General features: G+C 46.9%; 10 protein-coding genes. 3 read left to right on the forward strand and 7 right to left on the reverse strand.

Translation table 11 applies throughout. From position 1 onward, the window contains the following. The first annotated feature begins 137 nt into the window (after positions 1 to 137). Positions 138 to 1,373: a fucose isomerase gene (locus Q5076_RS00210; RefSeq protein ID WP_303010176.1), complete on the forward strand. Its 1,236-nt coding sequence runs from the start codon at positions 138 to 140 to the stop codon at positions 1,371 to 1,373. Between the two features lie 136 nt (positions 1,374 to 1,509). Here the strand turns inward: Q5076_RS00210 and Q5076_RS00215 are convergent, their stop codons facing one another. Genes Q5076_RS00215 through Q5076_RS00240 form a run of 6 tightly spaced genes read right to left on the reverse strand, consistent with a single transcriptional unit; the run spans position 1,510 to position 12,136 of the window. Beyond that, positions 1,510 to 2,331 carry a fimbrillin family protein gene (locus tag Q5076_RS00215; RefSeq protein ID WP_303010177.1) on the reverse strand — a complete coding sequence of 274 codons (822 nt, stop codon included), beginning with the start codon at positions 2,329 to 2,331 and terminating at the stop codon, positions 1,510 to 1,512. A gap of 28 nt (positions 2,332 to 2,359) precedes the next feature. Further along, positions 2,360 to 3,874, reverse strand: coding sequence for a fimbrillin family protein (locus Q5076_RS00220; protein WP_303010178.1), 1,515 nt, complete (start codon positions 3,872 to 3,874; stop codon positions 2,360 to 2,362). 27 nt (positions 3,875 to 3,901) lie between these two features. Beyond that, the gene (locus Q5076_RS00225) at positions 3,902 to 6,346 is read right to left on the reverse strand and encodes a polysaccharide lyase family 8 super-sandwich domain-containing protein (protein ID WP_303010179.1); all 2,445 of its coding nucleotides are present in this window, start codon (positions 6,344 to 6,346) and stop codon (positions 3,902 to 3,904) included. Continuing rightward, positions 6,343 to 7,293, reverse strand: a complete 951-nt coding sequence (locus Q5076_RS00230) for a DUF5017 domain-containing protein (protein ID WP_303010180.1) — start codon at positions 7,291 to 7,293, stop codon at positions 6,343 to 6,345. The genes Q5076_RS00225 and Q5076_RS00230 overlap by 4 nt, the downstream gene beginning before the upstream one ends. 26 nt (positions 7,294 to 7,319) lie before the next feature. Further along, entirely contained in the window at positions 7,320 to 8,945 is a 1,626-nt protein-coding gene (locus Q5076_RS00235; RefSeq protein ID WP_303010181.1) for a RagB/SusD family nutrient uptake outer membrane protein, read from the reverse strand. Between the two features lie 26 nt (positions 8,946 to 8,971). After that, the gene (locus tag Q5076_RS00240) at positions 8,972 to 12,136 is read right to left on the reverse strand and encodes a TonB-dependent receptor (protein ID WP_303010182.1); all 3,165 of its coding nucleotides are present in this window, start codon (positions 12,134 to 12,136) and stop codon (positions 8,972 to 8,974) included. A 376-nt stretch (positions 12,137 to 12,512) separates the two neighbouring features. Between Q5076_RS00240 and Q5076_RS00245 the strand changes: the two genes are divergently transcribed. Next, complete coding sequence (locus Q5076_RS00245; protein WP_303010355.1) at positions 12,513 to 16,556, forward strand: two-component regulator propeller domain-containing protein; 4,044 nt, start codon at positions 12,513 to 12,515, stop codon at positions 16,554 to 16,556. Positions 16,557 to 16,671: 115 nt separating this feature from the next. Then, the gene (locus Q5076_RS00250) at positions 16,672 to 17,820 is read left to right on the forward strand and encodes a glycoside hydrolase family protein (RefSeq protein ID WP_303010183.1); all 1,149 of its coding nucleotides are present in this window, start codon (positions 16,672 to 16,674) and stop codon (positions 17,818 to 17,820) included. Positions 17,821 to 17,850: 30 nt separating this feature from the next. Here Q5076_RS00250 and Q5076_RS00255 read toward each other — a convergent pair whose 3' ends face one another. After that, entirely contained in the window at positions 17,851 to 18,690 is an 840-nt protein-coding gene (locus tag Q5076_RS00255) for a histidinol-phosphatase (RefSeq protein WP_303010185.1), read from the reverse strand. Between the last annotated feature and the right edge of the window lie 38 nt (positions 18,691 to 18,728).

Raw genomic sequence — 18,728 nt, forward strand, 5'->3', positions numbered from 1 at the left:
TGGAACTGCAAATGTACGCAATAATTTGAATACAGAGACATAAAAACTTTAAAAACCTTAGTAAGGTTAAAATCGTTATGGTTTTATGAAAAGAAAGCTATACATTTGTCATACCGAAAACTTAAAACAATATCATAATGACTATACACCTTGTTTCATTCGCATCAATCCTTCACAAACAAGCCACGCTACGCAGTTCGCACGAAGCCATCCTGAGCGAACTTGAAAAATATTATACCATAAAGCTCGTCGATTATCAAGATATGGATAAATTGTCGGGGGATGATTTCAAAATCATTTTCATTGCCACCGGCGGAGTGGAAAGGCTGGTGATTCAACATTTCGAATGCCTTCCGCGCCCTGCCATCTTACTGGCCGACGGCATGCAGAATTCGCTTGCCGCCGCATTGGAAATATCCACCTGGCTAAGGGGAAGGGGAATGAAAAGCGAGATTCTCCACGGCGAGCTTCCGTCAATCGTCCAACGTGTACATATACTTTACAATAATTTCCGGGCGCAGCGTTTCTTATCCGGCAGGCGCATCGGAGTCATCGGAAGCCCGTCTTCCTGGTTAGTAGCCAGCAATGTGGACTATCTCCTCGCCAAACGCCGTTGGGGCATCGAATACATAGATATTCCCCTGGAACGTGTTTATGAACATTTTCAACAAATCACAGACGACGAGGTAGGCGCCTCATGCGCGGCGGTCGCTTCCCAGGCCCTTGCCTGCCGGGAAGGGACTCCCGAAGATTTAATCAGGGCAATGAAGCTGTACCGGGCTGTCAAAAAAATATGCGGGGAAGAGAAACTGGAGGCGTTGACATTGAGTTGTTTCAAACTGATTGAGCAGATTGACACCACCGGTTGCCTGGCATTGTCATTACTGAATGACGACGGCATTATGGCCGGTTGCGAAGGCGACCTCCAATCCATCTTTACCCTGCTCGCCGTAAAAGCGCTTACCGGCAAAAACGGATTCATGGCTAACCCTTCCATGATTAACACCCGCACCAATGAGCTTATCCTGGCACATTGCGCCATAGGGTTGAAACAGACGGAAAGATATATCATCCGCAACCATTTCGAAACGGAAAAAGGGATAGCCATCCAAGGGCTGCTTCCCACAGGAGACGTCACCCTGGTAAAATGCGGCGGCGAATGCCTGGACGAATACTACCTGTCTACAGGAACCCTGACCGAAAATACCAATTACATCAACATGTGCCGGACGCAAGTCCGCATCCGGATGAATACCCCGGCGGAATATTTCTTGAAAAACCCGCTAGGCAACCATCACATTATGATTCAAGGCAATCATGAAGATACGCTGAACGAATTTTTCCAGGCAAACGCCTGCAAGCGGACGGAATAAACGTTTTTCCGGATAAAATCCAAAACCATATTGCAACCAAAGGCTGCCTGAACTTGTGAAGCGAACCCTGTAAAAGCCGGATAAAACGTTTTCCGGGTTCACTTCACTCTGCCGGACAGCCTCTATTCACGCCTCATCAGAACGACGGATTCGTACAATCGATAGAAAATACAGTTATTTCATTCTCCGGCAATGTTATATTTTCAACCGTTTTATACCAGTAAGTCGCTCCGGATTCAGTCGTAATCCGGAAAAGTTTTCCTTTGCCGGTATCCTGGGCAGGTATTACGGCGCGAAACCGTTCTCCGGCAGGCTGCATGGTTATATATTCCGCCGCTTCATCCGGCTTTACAGTAACAGACTGTTTTGCCAAATCTATAACAGCGGTCTTTTTTGCACAAATATCCACACTTTTGATAACTTCTCCCTGCGGTACGGTGATTTCCGCTTCCACTCTTGCAAACTGATGTACAAACGATAAGGTTATCGATTCGTCATCTACCTGCGACGTCTCATTCTTCGCCGACAAAAAATCACTCCGGCTGTAACCATCTTCCTCCGACTGGTCCTGAGCTACGGCAAATTCAAAATTCACTCCGCGGATACCGGCCACATAGGGATAATAAGCATAAAAATTCAAGTCACTGCCATCAATGGGGAACGTAATGGACGACTCGGCCGTCCATGTCTTGCTGTTTGCAAGATAGTGATAATCCAGATTATCATGCAAGACCTCTTCCGTTCCCCGTTTCAGCCCGAAAATACCCACCTGGTCGCCGTCGCTGAAAAACGTCTTCTTGCCTTCCGTTACCGTACGGGTCCGGGATATTTCAAAATCAAACACAATCTCTTTTGCCGGCTGAGGGAAAGATTCATCCGTCACATCTTCCTGGCTGCAGGAGATGAACAAGGAAGCAAACAACGTCGTTACTCCCGCCAATATATATTGTCTTTTCATTTTCATATTGTCATTACGTATCTACAAATCAGTTTTTCCTTTTTAAAACGACATCGTCCAGATAGAACTCAACTCCCGCCGCTGTCGGGAAAAAGGCGACGAAGAAATCGGCCAAAGCTTCCGGAGTCGCTTCACGGATGCCGTCTTCCGCATAAGAATAAGGGTCTTTCAGCATCTTTGAGAAATCAAAGTCTAACGAATAAGACCGGTAAGTATCCGAAAGAGTAAACTGGACATACCCCGTATAAGGTTTGGCGCCGCTGATTTTATCATTCGCCATAAATACGTTGGTAGAACTCTTCCCCGACTCGGCTCCGGTAGTGCTGTCATTCGTTTTTATATAACATTTCATATTTTTCCCATTCGTGCCTTTCGCCTTAAACTCCAAAGAATACACCTGCGGTTTTGCATTTTTCATACGACAGGCTATGACCTGCCCATACCAGCTCCCCGCACCTTCGCCAAAACTTCCGTGAATCACATTCCGTCCGATTTCGTCATCCGATTCCACTCCGACAGACACAGTTCCTTTTTGCTGGAAACACCAGGTTCCTTCCGTTGTTTTCATCGGATCGGCAACAGGCTCCCACAGTCCCGCCGGCAAATCCTCAACGGCAGTCTGTATCCAGTTTTCCGACGCATATCCTCCTTCCGTGCCGCCCGGCTCCCAGTCTTTTATCGGCTCTTCTTCCGTCACGACTTCTATTTTATCCAAATCGACCCTTACCGTACAGACGTATCTCATCCCCCGCTCCAAGCGGTCCGTACCTTCCGGGATTTTCCAATGATACATACGGTTCATGCCGGGCAATTTGATTTCCGCTTCGTATCCTTCGGTAGAACTTGAAGGAAGTACCCGGCCGGAAGCGCCGTTTCCGTCGGTTAATGCGACAAATTCCATTGTTTTCACTTCCGACACCGACTCAAACTTGCCAGACAACAGATTAAAGTCCGCTTTCGTATTCATTCCGGACACTTTTATGACGGATTCGGTCAGATATTCATCTTTCACTCCGTCGCCCGCCTTTAATTGAAATATGATTTGCGACAATACCGGACGAAGCTGCAACACCGCTTTATTGTTATTCCGGCTCAATCCTTTGCCATTGTCCGCATAAAGAAAATCAAAATCGGAGTTCGACTCCTGTACGGCTACATTTATCGGATAAAGGGCATCCGCCAAAGTTTCTTTCCACGGATAATAAACCGCAATATCCACTTTACTGCCGTCTTCCGGATAATAGATTACATCGTCCGCAACGGCCGGAGTAAAATACCCTTTCGGCGCCACCGTTGTCTGATATTTCACGTTGCGATAAGGTTCGATGCATTCGGGCGTATTCTCTTTCAACAGATAGACACCGACCGTCTTTCCCGATTTCCATTGTTCTCCGGTATCCTCCGGGTCAAAAGAATACGCTTTCCCCGTCAATACGAGGGGCGTTTGCAGTGCTTGGCCGTTTCCCGGATTATCATCGTCACACGCACCGGACCCGAACACCGCCATTACAAGCATTACAGTGTTAAATAAATAATTCTTCATATCTTATTTTCATTTATCATCATTGATTTATAAATTCACAGTCACCGTTTTACCGCAAAAAGCTCCTTGAGGCATAGGGACACGGATACGTCTTTCTTTGTATGCCACAATGATTTCTTTCAAGGCCGGATTCATGGTAGCGTCGGTCACGGATATCTTTTCCCTGTCTCCCTCCTTTTCAATCAATACGGTACACGGAGAAGACACTGCCAGTTCCGTACCGTTCGCTTCCAACTTCCCGCCGGCCTGATAAAATACCGCTCCTAAAATATGGCCGTCCTTCGTTCCGGCGGCTTGAATCAAAGTATCGTTACGAAGTACCTCAAACGGCAATTCCGCGGCCGGCAGACCGTCTCCGGCATATACGGCATATCCGTACGTATCATCAACCGGGGTCTGAGAATGGTCTATCCACAAACGAAGGATATCCACCTGTCCGGGTAAGTCTTTTTTATTCCTGTTCGAACGGTTGCGTTTCACCCATTCCGTCTTCTTCGTTTCATACGCGAAAGATGCGTTCTTCGTATATTCCGGCAACACCGTATAAGCAAACTTGCCTTCTTGTATCACCCATACCGGCTTGCCTTCAACAAAAAAAGACCACTCCCCTTTACCGACCGGGACCTGTTTGCCGTTCTGCATCGCCACTATCCGGCTTTCATGCAAAGTCTGGTCAATCGCGGTACGGATATTTCCTTCCAATAGCGGATTCAGGTTGGTAATGCCGGCTCCCAACGCCAACATATAATCGCCGAACATAAAGTAGGATTTATAAGCTCTGACGCCATAAAGCACTTCATTCTTTGCAGCGCTCCCTTTATCATTCACACCTTCTTTTTCCGCCGCATTCATCTTTTCAAAAAGATATCCCGCCACTGCATTCTCCCCACCGCCGGCAGCCGCACCGGCAAAGTTATGTTTACTGCAATACCCGCGCCAGTTAGTCGTCGGGACAAGCTTGTCCATCCCTTCGCGCGCCGTCACTCCGGGGGTGGCTGTCACATCCCACGCACCTATTACTTTCATGTATTCATCTCCTCTTTTCTGGAACAAAGTCATACCGTCCGTCGGATAGAAATTGTATTCATCCGCAAAATCGACCGCACTTTCCAAACCGTCGCAACGCGCGGATGCCATATTTACCAGAATATGGTAACGGGCATTCTTCTTTATCAACTTGTCATTATTGAAAAACCACCGGGTACCGTTGTACAAGCCTTCTTCATACCCGTCCATCTTCAAAAGGCGCCTCTCCGCATCTTTTTGAAAATCACGCAGTTCTTCACGCTGCTTACTGTCAAAAGAATCAAGCCAGTCTTTCAATAGTTTACGGACCATCGGCAAAGTGCGTATGTCTTTCTGCTGCGGGTTATACTGTGCCGTAGCGCGGTCCAGATAAGGCAACGTATATCCTTTATAATAGAACCAACTGCTTCCCCGGAAAAAATTCAATAATGTCTCCACATTCTGTTTACTCAACTTACGTTCCCAAGGAGTATTCTTCAAGGCGGTGAGCAGGTCTAAAGCATAGATATTCCCATCAATCGGATACCCCCAGACAAGGCATTGCATCCCGTGTCCCCATCCGGCGCCGTCCGCCGTGCACCCTTCCGTCCAGAAGGCATCGTTATAAGTATTCTGCGACGTATAGCCAATCCCCCTCTGCGCCACTTCACTCAGGACATCAATCATCGGAATAGATTGATACATGACCGCTACAGGCAGTAAAGAACGATAGGCCAACGCATTTCCGCCGACCCACCACACATGGTTCCGGAAACGTTCCACCTGCACCACATTCTCATCCGTTTTATCATTCCGAAGCGGCTGGGTCCATGCCTGCAACCCCAGGACTTTTAACATATCGCAGGCTGCCGCCACTTCCCGGTCTTTATTTTTCCCCTTTTCCACCGCATCCATTTGTTTTAAAAAACAAAAGTAAATATTGACAGCCGCGGTAGGAATGGCGAAACAAGAGGCATGAAAACGGTGTACGCGATTGCTGCGGCTTATTTCCAGATTTCCGTAATACACGATGGCTTTCCGGCATTTCTCATAGACTCCCTTATCCAAAGAGATTCCCATACGATCGGCACGGAACTCTTCCGCAATCTTCCATATCCGGTTGAAAGCTTCCGTCAAAAAAAGCCCGATTTTCTCCTGGTTTTTACTTTCCCAGACCTGTTTCTCTTTTTCCGCCAAATCCGCAAACTGCCCATCTTCCCTCCAGTTGTCCAGAATCTCGGTTACAGACAGCTTAGGCAGCGTATATACCCTGTATCCGTGCCCGGCATAATAATCGCGGTATTTTTTTATCGCTTTCTCCTTTTCGCTGTCTTTGACCCGCTTTCCATCATCATAGTAACGATGATAATTATCAAAAGCCCACTTCTTTCCGGTCTCCTGTGCAGAAACGCACAGGGAGACCATCCCAAGGAACACAATGACATATAAATACTTCATCACCATCATTCAGCTCTTTCTTTGACTATTATTTTCATTTCCCTTACCACACTCTGCGAATTCCACCTATTGGTATTTAAAGCTACGAACGTAACCGTATATTCACCGGGAGCCGCATACGTATAACTGTAAGAAGGAGACTTCATATCCAGCGATTTGACAGGTTCCCCCTGGTCCGGCGCCACAGACGCCGCATCCATCTGCTGACTGACAGCCCAGACGTCAATTGCCGAGTTTTGCGTTTCTTTCGGCTGAAACAATAATTTCGAATCATCCGCGCCATAGTTTTTCTGTGATTTGCCTTTCAGATAAATATAAGTAAACCCGAATTCTTTAGAAGGGTTGGTCTGTGTGACAACGCTTCCTTCCACCTCCTTTGTCAAAGTCAAAGGCTGGACATCCACCCGCGGCTGGTCTTTATCCAAGCCCGGAGCTTCCGGAGTTTCATAACGGAAAGCCAGAAAGAATTTCTTATCTTTATAAGCGGAAAAATCAGCCTCATCCGAAACGCTTTCGGCACGTACGTTGTTTCCGGTACATGTAGGAACTTTCAGTTTCCCGTCTTCCGTACCCGAAAGTTCTATCCAGGTCGCTTCGTTTATTCCCTCTTCCGTATAAGCGCCGTTGAAATCTTCCGAAATGTAAATATGCATATTGGCCCTGTTCTGATAAGGCGCTTCGGTATATTGCTGCTTTATCGTATAAGAAAGTTTCATGGATTCCACTTCCACTTTAAGACGGTTCCTGTTGGCATACTTCTTTCCGTCCTCACCCGAATAGAAAACGATATAATCCGGATTTCCGCTGAAATCGAAAGTGATTTCATCTCCCGCATATATTTCCTGCATGTCATTGCGGAGAGCCACATCAAATTCGACGTCTTCCACCTTGTCCTGGTTACAGGAAACCAAAAGGGCGCCCGCCAATAACAATGAATATAAAAATCTCTTATTCATAATTTCATGTTGTTACAAAGTTGATACTACCAGTTTTCATTCTGCCCGCAAGTAGGGTTCGTGTTCAATTCCGCTTGCGGTATAGGAAGATACAAATGTTTCTCTGCGATATTAATGCCCGGCACAGCCTTTACACTGGACAGACTGTATCCGATTGTACTGCCGTCTTCATCTACGGACTGTTCTTTCAGCATCCGGATGCGGTCGAAATAATATTGCTTGCCCCAACGCCGCAACTCCATGTGCCGCGGCACTTCAAAACAAAGTTCCCTGGTACGTTCTTCACGAATAAATTCACGGAATTCTTCCTGGCTTGAAAAATCATCCAGCCCGACTTTATCCGCCCCGGCGCGTTCACGCACCTCATTCACCGCATCAACAGCTTCCTGTGTGGGATGTCCTTCAAGTTCATTGGCACATTCGGCAATCATCAGCAGGACATCGGCATAACGCATCACAGGGAAATTGATTGAAGAACAGTTGCGCGCCCACGGACGTACCGGGTCATATTCCGCTCTCCATTTTCCCGGATTTCCATCCGTTTTTTTCTCTTTCTCTTCATCGGTGTATATCACTTTCCGTACTTTCCCGTTTACCGACTCATATTTATAATCACCGAAATTCCACCATTTACGCGCATCTCCTTCTTCATACATCTTGAAAAGTATCCGCGTGCCGTCATACCAGGCATAAGCAAAAGGATAATCGGGGTCAGTCTGGTTGCCCTGGCTAATCCCCAGATACAACCCCACACGTCCGCTTTCATTTGTCTTATCCAGCCCGTTTCCGTAAAATTCCACTTCAAACATGCTTTCCCGATAAGTCAAATCGTATTTATTCGAACACATATTAATAAACATGGCCTGATAGCCGTTCACCCCGTCAACCTCCTGATAGAGCCGGTGCAGATTGCTGTTCTTCACTTCACGCGCCCATTTCAGAGCTTCTCCCCACGTATCCGCTTCTACCGGATAACCTGCCTGCCACATATAAGCGCGTGCCAGCAAAGCCTGCACGGTCGTCCGGGAAATCCGTCCGGGAGCATTCAGTTCGTCGGCAGAAAGACAGACCGGTTCCGCATCCAGCAAATCCCGGATAATCTGCTTATAGATTTCCGTCTGGGGAGATTTTTTCAATTGCTGGTGGGATAAGTCACGCACCACTTCCAGCCGCAAGGGGACCTCTCCCCAGAAAGCCACCAGATTCATATAAAAAAGAGCCCTCAAGGCTTTCGCCTCTCCAATAAACATTTCTTTCATCCTCTCGCCGCCGCACTCTTCACCCGTACGCCCGGACAAGGCGGTTATATAATCATTGGCGCGATTGATTCCTTCATACAAATCCTGCCATGTACGTTCGATTTTGGAGTCGGTATTATTAAAGTTATAATTGGACACTTGGATATAATCTTTTCCGTAGTCGCGGTTATAGACCAATATGTCTGTTCCCGCATCCAAATCTCCCCAAAGGAAACAGCCGTATGTTCCTTCCGCTCCAAGTTTATCGTAGATTCCCACAAGCCCTGCCATGCAGCTCGTCTCGTCATGGTAAAGGTTATTCTCGTCCAGGCTGCCGTAGACCTCCGTTTCCAAAAAGCTACAAGAGGAAAAAGACAACATCACCAAACCTGCCATACAAATTATATTTCTCATAATATTCATTTTTATACAAATCGTTTTTATAAACCGAGTTTAATACCAAAAGTGTAAGATGTGGTTTTCGGATAAGCCGAATAGTCAAAGCCACGTGTCAAAGCCGAATTCCGCGTAGAGACTTCGGGGTCGTAACCTGTATATTTGGTCCATGTCCACAAGTTCTGCCCGCTGACATACAACCGCAACGAACTAATGCCCAGACGTTTGATTAGCTTCACCGGGAAATTATACCCTAACTGTACATTTTTCAAACGGAGGAAAGAGGCATCCTCCACTACCCTGCTGGTATTCAAGTTAGTCAGATTACGATTGACGGCACATAAATAATTTGTATAATTGCCTTCCGTATAAGTCCCGTCACCGTTATCCACCCTGGGTGTCCAGTGGTTCATGGCGGAAGCCAGTTGGTTGGTGTGTTGCCCGCGCAAATCCTCCAGTTTCGCACGATTGTAATTAATCACGTCATTGCCGTACGACCATTGGAAAAATATACTCAAATCAAACCCTTTATAAGAGAAATTATTCGTGAAGCCTCCGGTATGGACAGGCAGTCCGTGTCCGATTACAGTCTGGTCTTCCGTAGTCACCTTGCCGTCTCCATTGATATCGCGCAACTTCATGTCGCCCGGCTGGATTGTATTGCGTTCCTGGGTGTTATTAGGAATGCCGTCTTTTAAAACAAACACCCCCGGCGACACTTCATTGAAATCTTCATACTGATAAACGCCGTCATACACATAGCCGTACATCTCCGAAAGCGGATGCCCTACACGGGCAATGTACAAATTGTCAATCGTGGGATACTGAATCCCCGACACCAGAAAATCCTGGTCACCGGACAGGCCGGTGATTTTGCTCTTGTTAAAGGAGATGTTAAAATTGGTCGTCCATTTAAAACGTCCTCTTTCTCCGGTAAAGTTCACTGTGTTGACAGAGATTTCCAGTCCACGGTTGCGGATGCTTCCGATATTCTGTTGTATCTTATCAAAACCGATGGACAAAGGGACGTCGGCATTTAACAGCAAATCTTCGGTCTCTTTATTGTAAATATCAATCTCACCGCTGATACGGTTATTGAACAAGCCGAAGTCAAGCCCGATATTCGTCTGGTAAGTCGTTTCCCATCTCATCTCTTTGTTGGGCATCTGGGAAATGTATATGGCCGGATTATCTATGGAATTATTAAACGCATAGTTCTGGTCTCCCGAATACAACAATTGCGAAGGATAATTACGGTATGTATTGCAGTTGCCGGTAGCTCCCCAGCCGACTCTCAACTTCAGATTGGACAACCATTTACGCACAGGCGCCATGAAAGCTTCTTCCGAAATACGCCATCCGAAAGAACCGGAAGGGAAATATCCCCATTTGTGGTAAGGGAAACGTGAAGTCCCGTCGGCACGTATGGTAGCGGTCAGCAAATAACGCGATTTCCAGTCATAGTTGAAACGGGCAAAATAAGAAGCCATCTTATCGTCAAAATTGGTAGAAGTCAACTTGTCGGGCGTACCGTTGGAAATTCCCCAGAAACCGAGAGCGTCCCAAGGAACCATAGAAGAACTGGCTCCCAGCACGGAAGTGGTACGGCTGCTCAACGAACCTCCCAGCATGGCGGTAATGTTATGCCCTTGCAGCTTTTTCCGGTAGGTCAGCGTATATTCGTTCGACCATCCGTCCCATTCCTTATAACTGAAATTACCGTTCGAATGCTTGGCCGAATAACGCGGGTCTCCCCAATAAGTGTCCGCATTGTTGTAAGTCTCGCTACGGTCGGTGCGCCAGTTATAAGCAAATGTCGCCCTGAACGTCAGGTCCTTTGCAATGTCCCAATTCAAATAAGCATTCATGCTTAACTGGCGGCTTCGCGTTTTCGAATAAATGTTCTCGATAGTCTTGACCGGATTATACGGATAGTTGGGATTGTCCTGCAACAATTCATCTTCCGCTTCTTCCGAATCCGAATAAAAAACCGGACGATAGGCCAATACCTGATACAAGAAGTACTGGGTAGACCCTCCGCCGCCCTGTGAAGGCGCGGAACCTCTGGATATATTATTGGCGAAGTTAAAGGTGACGCCGGTTTTTACTTTTTTGGAAATCTGCTGGTCAAGAGTCATGCGCGCTTTCAAACTTTCATAAGAAGAATTGATGATGATTCCCTGTTGGTTGTAGTAGGATACGCTTGAACTGTATTTCGTATTTTTAGTGCCTCCCGTCAACGACAAATGATGGTTAGTCATCGGAGCGGCACGAAACACTTCATCCTGCCAGTCGGTAGAAGGGATGCCGGTATAATCGTCCAGAACGCGGTTGCGTCCCAATGCCTCGTCATACCTGTAATAGGTTCTCGCCATTTCCGAATCGCTGAGTATCTCTTGCTGCAGGGCGACAAAGTCCCGTCCTTGAAGCAATTTCAAGAAATGGGGCTTGGCCTGGTAAGTAATGTAACCGTCATAAGTGACGCGGGGAGCGCTTTCCATCCCTCGTTTGGTCGTAATGATAATAACTCCGTTTGCCCCCCGCGCACCATAAATAGCGGTTGCGGACGCATCCTTCAATACGTCGATAGATTCTATGTCATTGGGATTCAAAGCCGCCGGATTGGCATCTTCCGTGGCAAAGCCGTCAATAACATACAAAGGAGTGCCGTCCGAAGTGTCGGAAATGGTATTGCTGCCCCGAATCACGATATTGGCCTCCGCTCCGGGCTGCCCGTCACTGCTTACCACTTGCACGCCGGCTATCCGTCCTCCCAAAGCCTGGTCAAAAGAAAGCACCTGGCTTTTATTCAGCTCCTCCATATTGACTTTGGCGACAGAACCGGTCAAGTCGCTTTTTTTCACGGTAGCATACCCCACAGCCACGACTTCGTCCAAAGTGACTCCGTCTTCTTTCAATACTACATTCAACGTCTTTTTGTTTCCCACGGTCACTTCTTTGCTTGCATAACCGATAAATGAAATCACAAGTACGGAAGATTTGCCCGGGACAGAAATCTTAAACATCCCGTTCATGTCCGTAATAGTCCCGGTCTTCCCGCCCTTCAACATCACATTTGCCCCGATGACAGGCTCATTCGCCTCATCCATCACTTTACCGCTGACCGATATCTGGGCACACACCAAAGTGAATGAACAAAACATCATCAGCAGCAAACCGATACGTTTCGAAAGTTGTCCATTTTTCATAATATAAATCGATTGAGTTATTAATTAAGTTTTCTTGATTTCATTTTCTTTTCCAAATCCCGTTTCCGGCCCAAAGCTCCCGGGAAATGATAATCGGCAGTTTTGTTTGAGTCGCACCCTGCCGTCAGGACAAACATGCCCGCAAGAGTTAAAATAGTGTATTTCATATCCGATTTGTTTTCCGGTTACCGTTCATTGACGGCACAAATATAACCGCAGCCCGCCAAAGGCTCCCGGGCCATGCATACAAAATACATACGCTATGCGTACAACCGCATCCGGAACCGGTTATGTATCCACAACGCATAAATTATGTACTCACATTACAGCTCTATTTTCACAAAAGGCGTATATTTGCGTTGCGAATTTTAGTATCCTGACGTCTATGATTATAAAAAAACACCTCTTTCTTATCTATCTATCCGTTGCCTGCATCATAAAAGGACAAGCGCAAGATATTTCCTTTGGACATTTGACAACCAATGAAGGACTTTCCAACAATGCAGTCATGACAATGTACCAGGACGAACGGGGGTTTATCTGGTTAGGGACCAGGAACGGAGCGAACCTGTACAATGGAAACGAATTCAAAATATACAAATTCAAAAAGAACGACCCCAACAGTTTAATTTATAACAACGTCAACCAGATTACAGGAAATAAAAACGGAGAAGTCTATTTCATGACTTCCAAAGGCATATCCGCCTTCAACATCAGGAACAATACGTTCACGACACTGATACGAAAAGAAGTGAGGGCCATGTTTTTCCATAAACAGCTATATGCGGCCCACAACAACAAGCTGTATAAATATGACGGGAAACAATTCGGAACTTATTACGAACTGCCTCAAGGGAACAAAATAACAGCGCTTCACGTAAGCGACAACTACATTCTGATTGGCACGGAAAATCATGGCTTATTCCGCCTGAACCGGCAACGCCAACTGTCACATCCCATATCCAAAGGAAACATCTCCACTATCTTCCAGGACTCGTCCGGTAAATACTGGATAGGAAGTTGGGAACACGGGCTTTTCGTCATGGATGACAATCAGACCGTTAACTTCCGGTATGAAGAGAAAGACCCGTCCAGCATCAGCTCCGACTTTATCCGCTGTTGCTGTGAAGACAAACAGGGTAACTTATGGATAGGGACTTTCAACGGGCTCAACATGTTCCGCCCGGACTCCCGGACATTCACACGGCATCTGAAACGTGAAAACGGGCTGAGCCACTCTTCAATCTGGAGCCTTCTCTGCGACCATCAAGGCAGTATATGGGCGGGGACTTATTTTGGAGGGGTCAATTACTTCAACCCGAAAAGCCAGATATACAATCATTACCAGGCATCGAAAACTACGGATGAAGGATTAAGCTCTTCCATCGTAGGACGCATCACGGAAGACAGCCGGCACAATTTATGGATAGGGACCGAAGGAGGAGGACTAAATAAATACGACCCGCAAAAACGGAAATTCGAATGGTACAAGCACAACAACCTGCCCGGCAGCCTTTCGCATGACAATGTGAAGGCGCTTTATTACGACCCGCTACGCGAGATTATCTGGATAGGGACTCACTTGGGCGGGCTCAATAAAATGGATCTGAAAACGAAAACATTCACCCACTATCTCCACAACGAGAATGACCCCGAATCGCTTCCTTCCAACATCATCAGAGATATCATCCCTTATAAAAAGCAATTGCTCATAGCCAGCCACGCAGGTGTCTGCATATTCAACCCGGAGACCGGCAAAGTCAAACGCCTGTTCCAAACTCCGCCTTACAAGATAACAGACGCCAAAGGACTTTTTATCGACCACCGCGGAACCCTGTGGATTTGCGGAGACGGCAACGGCGTATATTCTTACCGGTTCGACAGCGGGGAAATCACCAATTACAAATACAACCATGCATCGGAACACGGATTGAGCAGCAACAGCATCAACCGGATTTATGAAGACAGCCAGCACAGGCTATGGCTGTGCAGCAATGAAAGCGGCATAGACCTCTACCGGTATGACACTGACGATTTCCTGAACTTTGACGAAGCCAGGAACGAGCTGGCCAGCGACTGCGTGTATGACGTATGCGAGTTGTCGCCCGGCAGACTTCTCTTTACTACGGATGTCGGCTTCTCCATCCTGGATTGCTCCACGCAGAAATTCAAAAACTACGACCGCAAAAACGGGGTTCCCCTTCTGGCTGTCAACGAACGTTCCTTATATAAATCCAAGCAAGGGGAAATCTTCATCGGAGGAATCGACGGAATGGTTTCCTTTAAAGAAAAAGACATCAATTATACATCCGAAGATTATGCAATCTCCCCTTTCCGCCTCATTGTCAACGGCGGGGAAGTTACCGTAAACGATAATAGCGGCATTTTAAAAGAGGATTTAAGCGTGACAGACAGAATCGTCCTCAAATCCAGCCAATCCATGTTCAGCATAGAATATGCCGTATCAAACTACATATCGACCGCTAAGGACGAGATAGAATATTTCCTGGAGGGCTTCTCCAAGACATGGACCGCTACGCGGGGACAAAACACAATTACCTATACCAACCTGAATCCCGGAAAATATACCTTACTGGTGCGTATGAAAAACAACCGGCCACAAATCCCGGAAAGCCGGTTGGAAATTGTCATACTTCCTCCTTTTTACCGGAGTGTATGGGCTTACCTGTTTTATTTCATCCTTACGGGCGGCGTTCTCTATTTCCTGATTCGTACCTATAATAACCGTATCAAATTACAGGAGTCGCTGAAATATGAGCAGAAACGCACCGAAGACATCGAGCGGCTCAATCAGGCTAAACTACGTTTCTTTACCAACATATCACACGAATTCCGCACTCCGCTGACATTGATTATAGGCCAGATGGAAATGTTGCTGCAAGTTCCTTCATTCGCCCCAACTGTCTATAACAAGATATTAAGCGTTTACAAAAGCAGCCTGCAACTACGGGAACTGATTACCGAACTCCTCGATTTCCGCAAACAGGAACAGGGATATATGACAATCAAGGTCAATGAACACAACATCGTTGATTTTCTCTATGAAAACTATCTCCTTTTCCAGGAATACGCCATACAACGGCAAATCACATTCAATTTCCATAAAACCAACGACTGCATCAATATATGGTATGACGCCAAGCAGTTGCAAAAAGTTATGAACAACTTGATTTCCAATGCTTTCAAACACACCAAAGAAGGAGGAGAGATTTCGGTTTCCGTACGCAAGGGCAACCGGGAAGCAATCATAGAGGTGACTGACAGCGGAACAGGTATTTCCCCGGAAGATATCGATAAAATATTCGACCGCTTTTACCAGGCCGACCAGATAGAATCCCTGTCTTATACAGGAACCGGCATAGGATTATCCTTGACTAAAGGCATTATCGAACTGCATCATGGTACTATCGACGTGTATAGCGAACCCGGAGAGGGAACAACATTCTGCGTCCATCTCAAAACCGGCAATGCGCATTTCACTCCCGAACAACTCGACAAACGGCAGGAAGAGGCACAACTGGACTTGGAAAACGTCACACATTTTCAAGAGATGCGACAACAGTCGTTGCTCGACCAGGAAATCATGAACGACAGAACGGTCGAGAAAAGCAAGGAGGCCCGGATACTCATCGTAGAGGACAACGGCTCTCTCCGCGAAATGCTTGTCAGGATATTCGAAACGTTTTATATCGTCAGCACCGCTTCCGACGGGCGCGAAGGATGGGAAAAGGTACAATCCGAACATCCCAATATCGTACTAAGTGACATCGTCATGCCTGAAATGTCGGGAACGGAGTTATGCAAATTGATAAAAGAAAATATAGAGACTTGCCATATTCCCGTAGTGCTGCTTACGGCACGCACCGCAATCGAACACAATCTGGAAGGACTCCGCCTGGGAGCTGATGATTATATCACCAAGCCGTTCAATGTCAATATCCTGCTTTCCCGTTGCAACAACCTGGTGAACAACCGCATCTTGCTGCAAGAGAAGTTCAGCAAACAGCCGCAGGCCACCCACCAGATATTAGCAACCAATCCATTGGACAAGGAGTTAGTCGATAAAGCGATGAGAGTTATCGAGAAACATATCGATAATGTGGAATTCAATGTAGATATACTGGCGCATGAGACAGGCATCGCCCGCACCAAGCTGTTCACCAAATTAAAAGCCATTACCGGACAGACACCTTACGAGTTTATTCTGACCGTCAGGCTGAAACGCGCCGCCATCATGCTCAAAGAGAATCCGGAGTTCAACATCTCGGAAATTTCCGACCGGCTCGGATTTTCATCTCCCCGGCAATTCAGCAAATGCTTCAAAGAGAAATACCACGTAGTGCCGCAGATATACAGGAAAGGAGAAAGCATGAACGACGAAGTGGAAAAAATAGAATAAAATGTATGCAGAAAGTATCATTCATGTACGCATAATACACTGTATTCCGATAAAAACAATCGTTATTTGCAAACGAAAACAGATATAGGTCATTCATTAGTAAAAAAGAAAAGCCATGAAAAAGATTTTTTTACACGTTCTTTGTTGCCTTACAGTTGTCACCTTACCGGTATGTACGGTCTTTTCACAAAAGATAGATAATCTGACAGAACTCAAACGGCAATCGAAAAACGAATTGTTCCACCGGTTGGAGAAGGCTCCGCGTACCCCCGCTTTCGAATCCGAAGGATATTGGGTATGGGGAAGTTCCGTCGTGAAAGGAGACGACGGCAAATATCACATGTTTGTCTCCCGTTTTCCCAAATCACTTCCTTTTCATCCGGGATGGATGATAGCTTCGGAAATTGTGCATGCCGTATCCGGCAATCCGGCAGGGCCTTACCGATTCAGCGACGTGGCTCTTCCGGCACGTGGCGCACAATATTGGGACGGCCGTTCCACCCACAACCCGCGCATAATGAAGTACAAGGGCAAATATTATCTTATTTACATGGGCTCTACCCATCCTTTCACGGAACCGGCATACGACAAACTGACTTTGAGCAGCCCGTGGTGTATCGTAGGCCGTTCCAACAAACGAATCGGACTAGCCGTATCCGACAGTCCTTACGGCCCGTGGAAACGTTTCGACGAGCCGATATTAAAAACAAAGCCTAATACTTTTTACAGTTTCCTGACTTCCAACCCGTCTCCCGTTCTTCAGGAGGACGGCTCGGTGATGATGATTTTCAAAGGACGCGCACATACCCGGAACGGGGAATACTCAAACATGTCGTTGGGTGTCGCTTACGCTCCTTCTATCGAAGGGCCTTACACCGTGCTCAACAACGACCGCCCCATCTTTCAGGTGGACGGGCAAGGAGAAGCGGAAGACCCGTTTCTATGGAAAGACAAAAGGGGATTCCACATCATATTTAAAGACCATGTAGCCAAATTCACCGGCGAAAGAGGCGGCGGCGTTCTGGCGCATTCCCAAGACGGCATCCACTGGACTGTCGACAAAGACCCCAAAGCCTATTCACTGACGATAGAATGGGAAGACGGGAAGATAGAAAAACAAGGACAACTGGAACGCCCGTTCCTTTTATTTGACGAGAACGGGAAAATGACACATGCTTTCTTTGCGACAATGGACGGGCCCGGCGGATTTGAAAACGCAGGCAAATCATGGAATATGGTAATTCCCATAAAACAGGCTGAGTAATTCACTGTATCTGCCCTATTGGGGGACATTTCATCCCAATAGGGTATCTTCCCAATTACCGCCATGCCTCTCCACCACTGTTTTATAACCTGCTTTTTTCAACGTATCCAGCGCTTCGGGACGTCCGCTGTTGATTCGTTCGGGATAGTGCGCATCGCTATTCACCTGCACCCGGATGCCTAACTCTTTCAAGAAGGAGAAATATCGCTCATTGGGGTAGAACGTGCCCAGTTCATGATAGGCTTTGGTATTAATCTCGACAATATACCCGCGTCCGGCAATCGCCTCGAAATACTCACGGACCAACGTATCGTACCAGGTTTCGTCAAGCAGTCCGGGACGGTAACGGGAAGCGTTATAATGCATCTTGTCCGCATGCCCGACAATATCAAACCCTCCCAGCTCTACCATCCGAAGTAAATTCCCGTAATAAAGACGAACGACGTAATCCAGGTCGCCGTCAAAATGCTTATCCACCAATTGACGGAAAATATCCGCCGGTGTGTCAATATCGACAATCGTCCCCGCCGGCGAATACAACATGTGCACGGAGCCGATGCGGTAGTCAAGAGGCAATTCCTGAAAACGGGATGAAGACGGGTTGTTGTCCGCATCCAGGTAATCAATTTCAAGGCCGACGGCGAGTTCTATCCTGTCTGCATATTTTTCTTTCAGGCGGGAGAACTCGGAAAGATAATCATCCATCCGGTCCCACTCCATCGTCCACGCAGTAGAGAAAGGCAACGGGGCATGGGAAGAAATGCCATAAGACGTGAAGCCTTCGCTAATTGCGAAACGAATAAAATCTTCCATATTGGCACGCCCGTCACAATACAGGCAATGGCTATGATAATTGGTCTGGTTTGTCATACAGTTTAATGTTATCAGGTTCTTTCATAATAGCGCCG

The organism is uncultured Bacteroides sp. (genome assembly GCF_958445495.1).
Lineage (GTDB): Bacteria > Bacteroidota > Bacteroidia > Bacteroidales > Bacteroidaceae > Bacteroides.

Excerpts from the sequence above, each read along its gene's own strand:
- Q5076_RS00210 (WP_303010176.1), top strand. The coding sequence starts at position 138 with ATGACTATACACCTTGTTTCATTCGCATCAATCCTTCACAAACAAGCC.
- Q5076_RS00215 (WP_303010177.1), bottom strand. The coding sequence starts at position 2,331 with ATGAAAAGACAATATATATTGGCGGGAGTAACGACGTTGTTTGCTTCC.
- Q5076_RS00220 (WP_303010178.1), bottom strand. The coding sequence starts at position 3,874 with ATGAAGAATTATTTATTTAACACTGTAATGCTTGTAATGGCGGTGTTC.
- Q5076_RS00225 (WP_303010179.1), bottom strand. The coding sequence starts at position 6,346 with ATGATGGTGATGAAGTATTTATATGTCATTGTGTTCCTTGGGATGGTC.
- Q5076_RS00230 (WP_303010180.1), bottom strand. The coding sequence starts at position 7,293 with ATGAATAAGAGATTTTTATATTCATTGTTATTGGCGGGCGCCCTTTTG.
- Q5076_RS00235 (WP_303010181.1), bottom strand. The coding sequence starts at position 8,945 with ATGAGAAATATAATTTGTATGGCAGGTTTGGTGATGTTGTCTTTTTCC.
- Q5076_RS00240 (WP_303010182.1), bottom strand. The coding sequence starts at position 12,136 with ATGAAAAATGGACAACTTTCGAAACGTATCGGTTTGCTGCTGATGATG.
- Q5076_RS00250 (WP_303010183.1), top strand. The coding sequence starts at position 16,672 with ATGAAAAAGATTTTTTTACACGTTCTTTGTTGCCTTACAGTTGTCACC.
- Q5076_RS00255 (WP_303010185.1), bottom strand. The coding sequence starts at position 18,690 with ATGACAAACCAGACCAATTATCATAGCCATTGCCTGTATTGTGACGGG.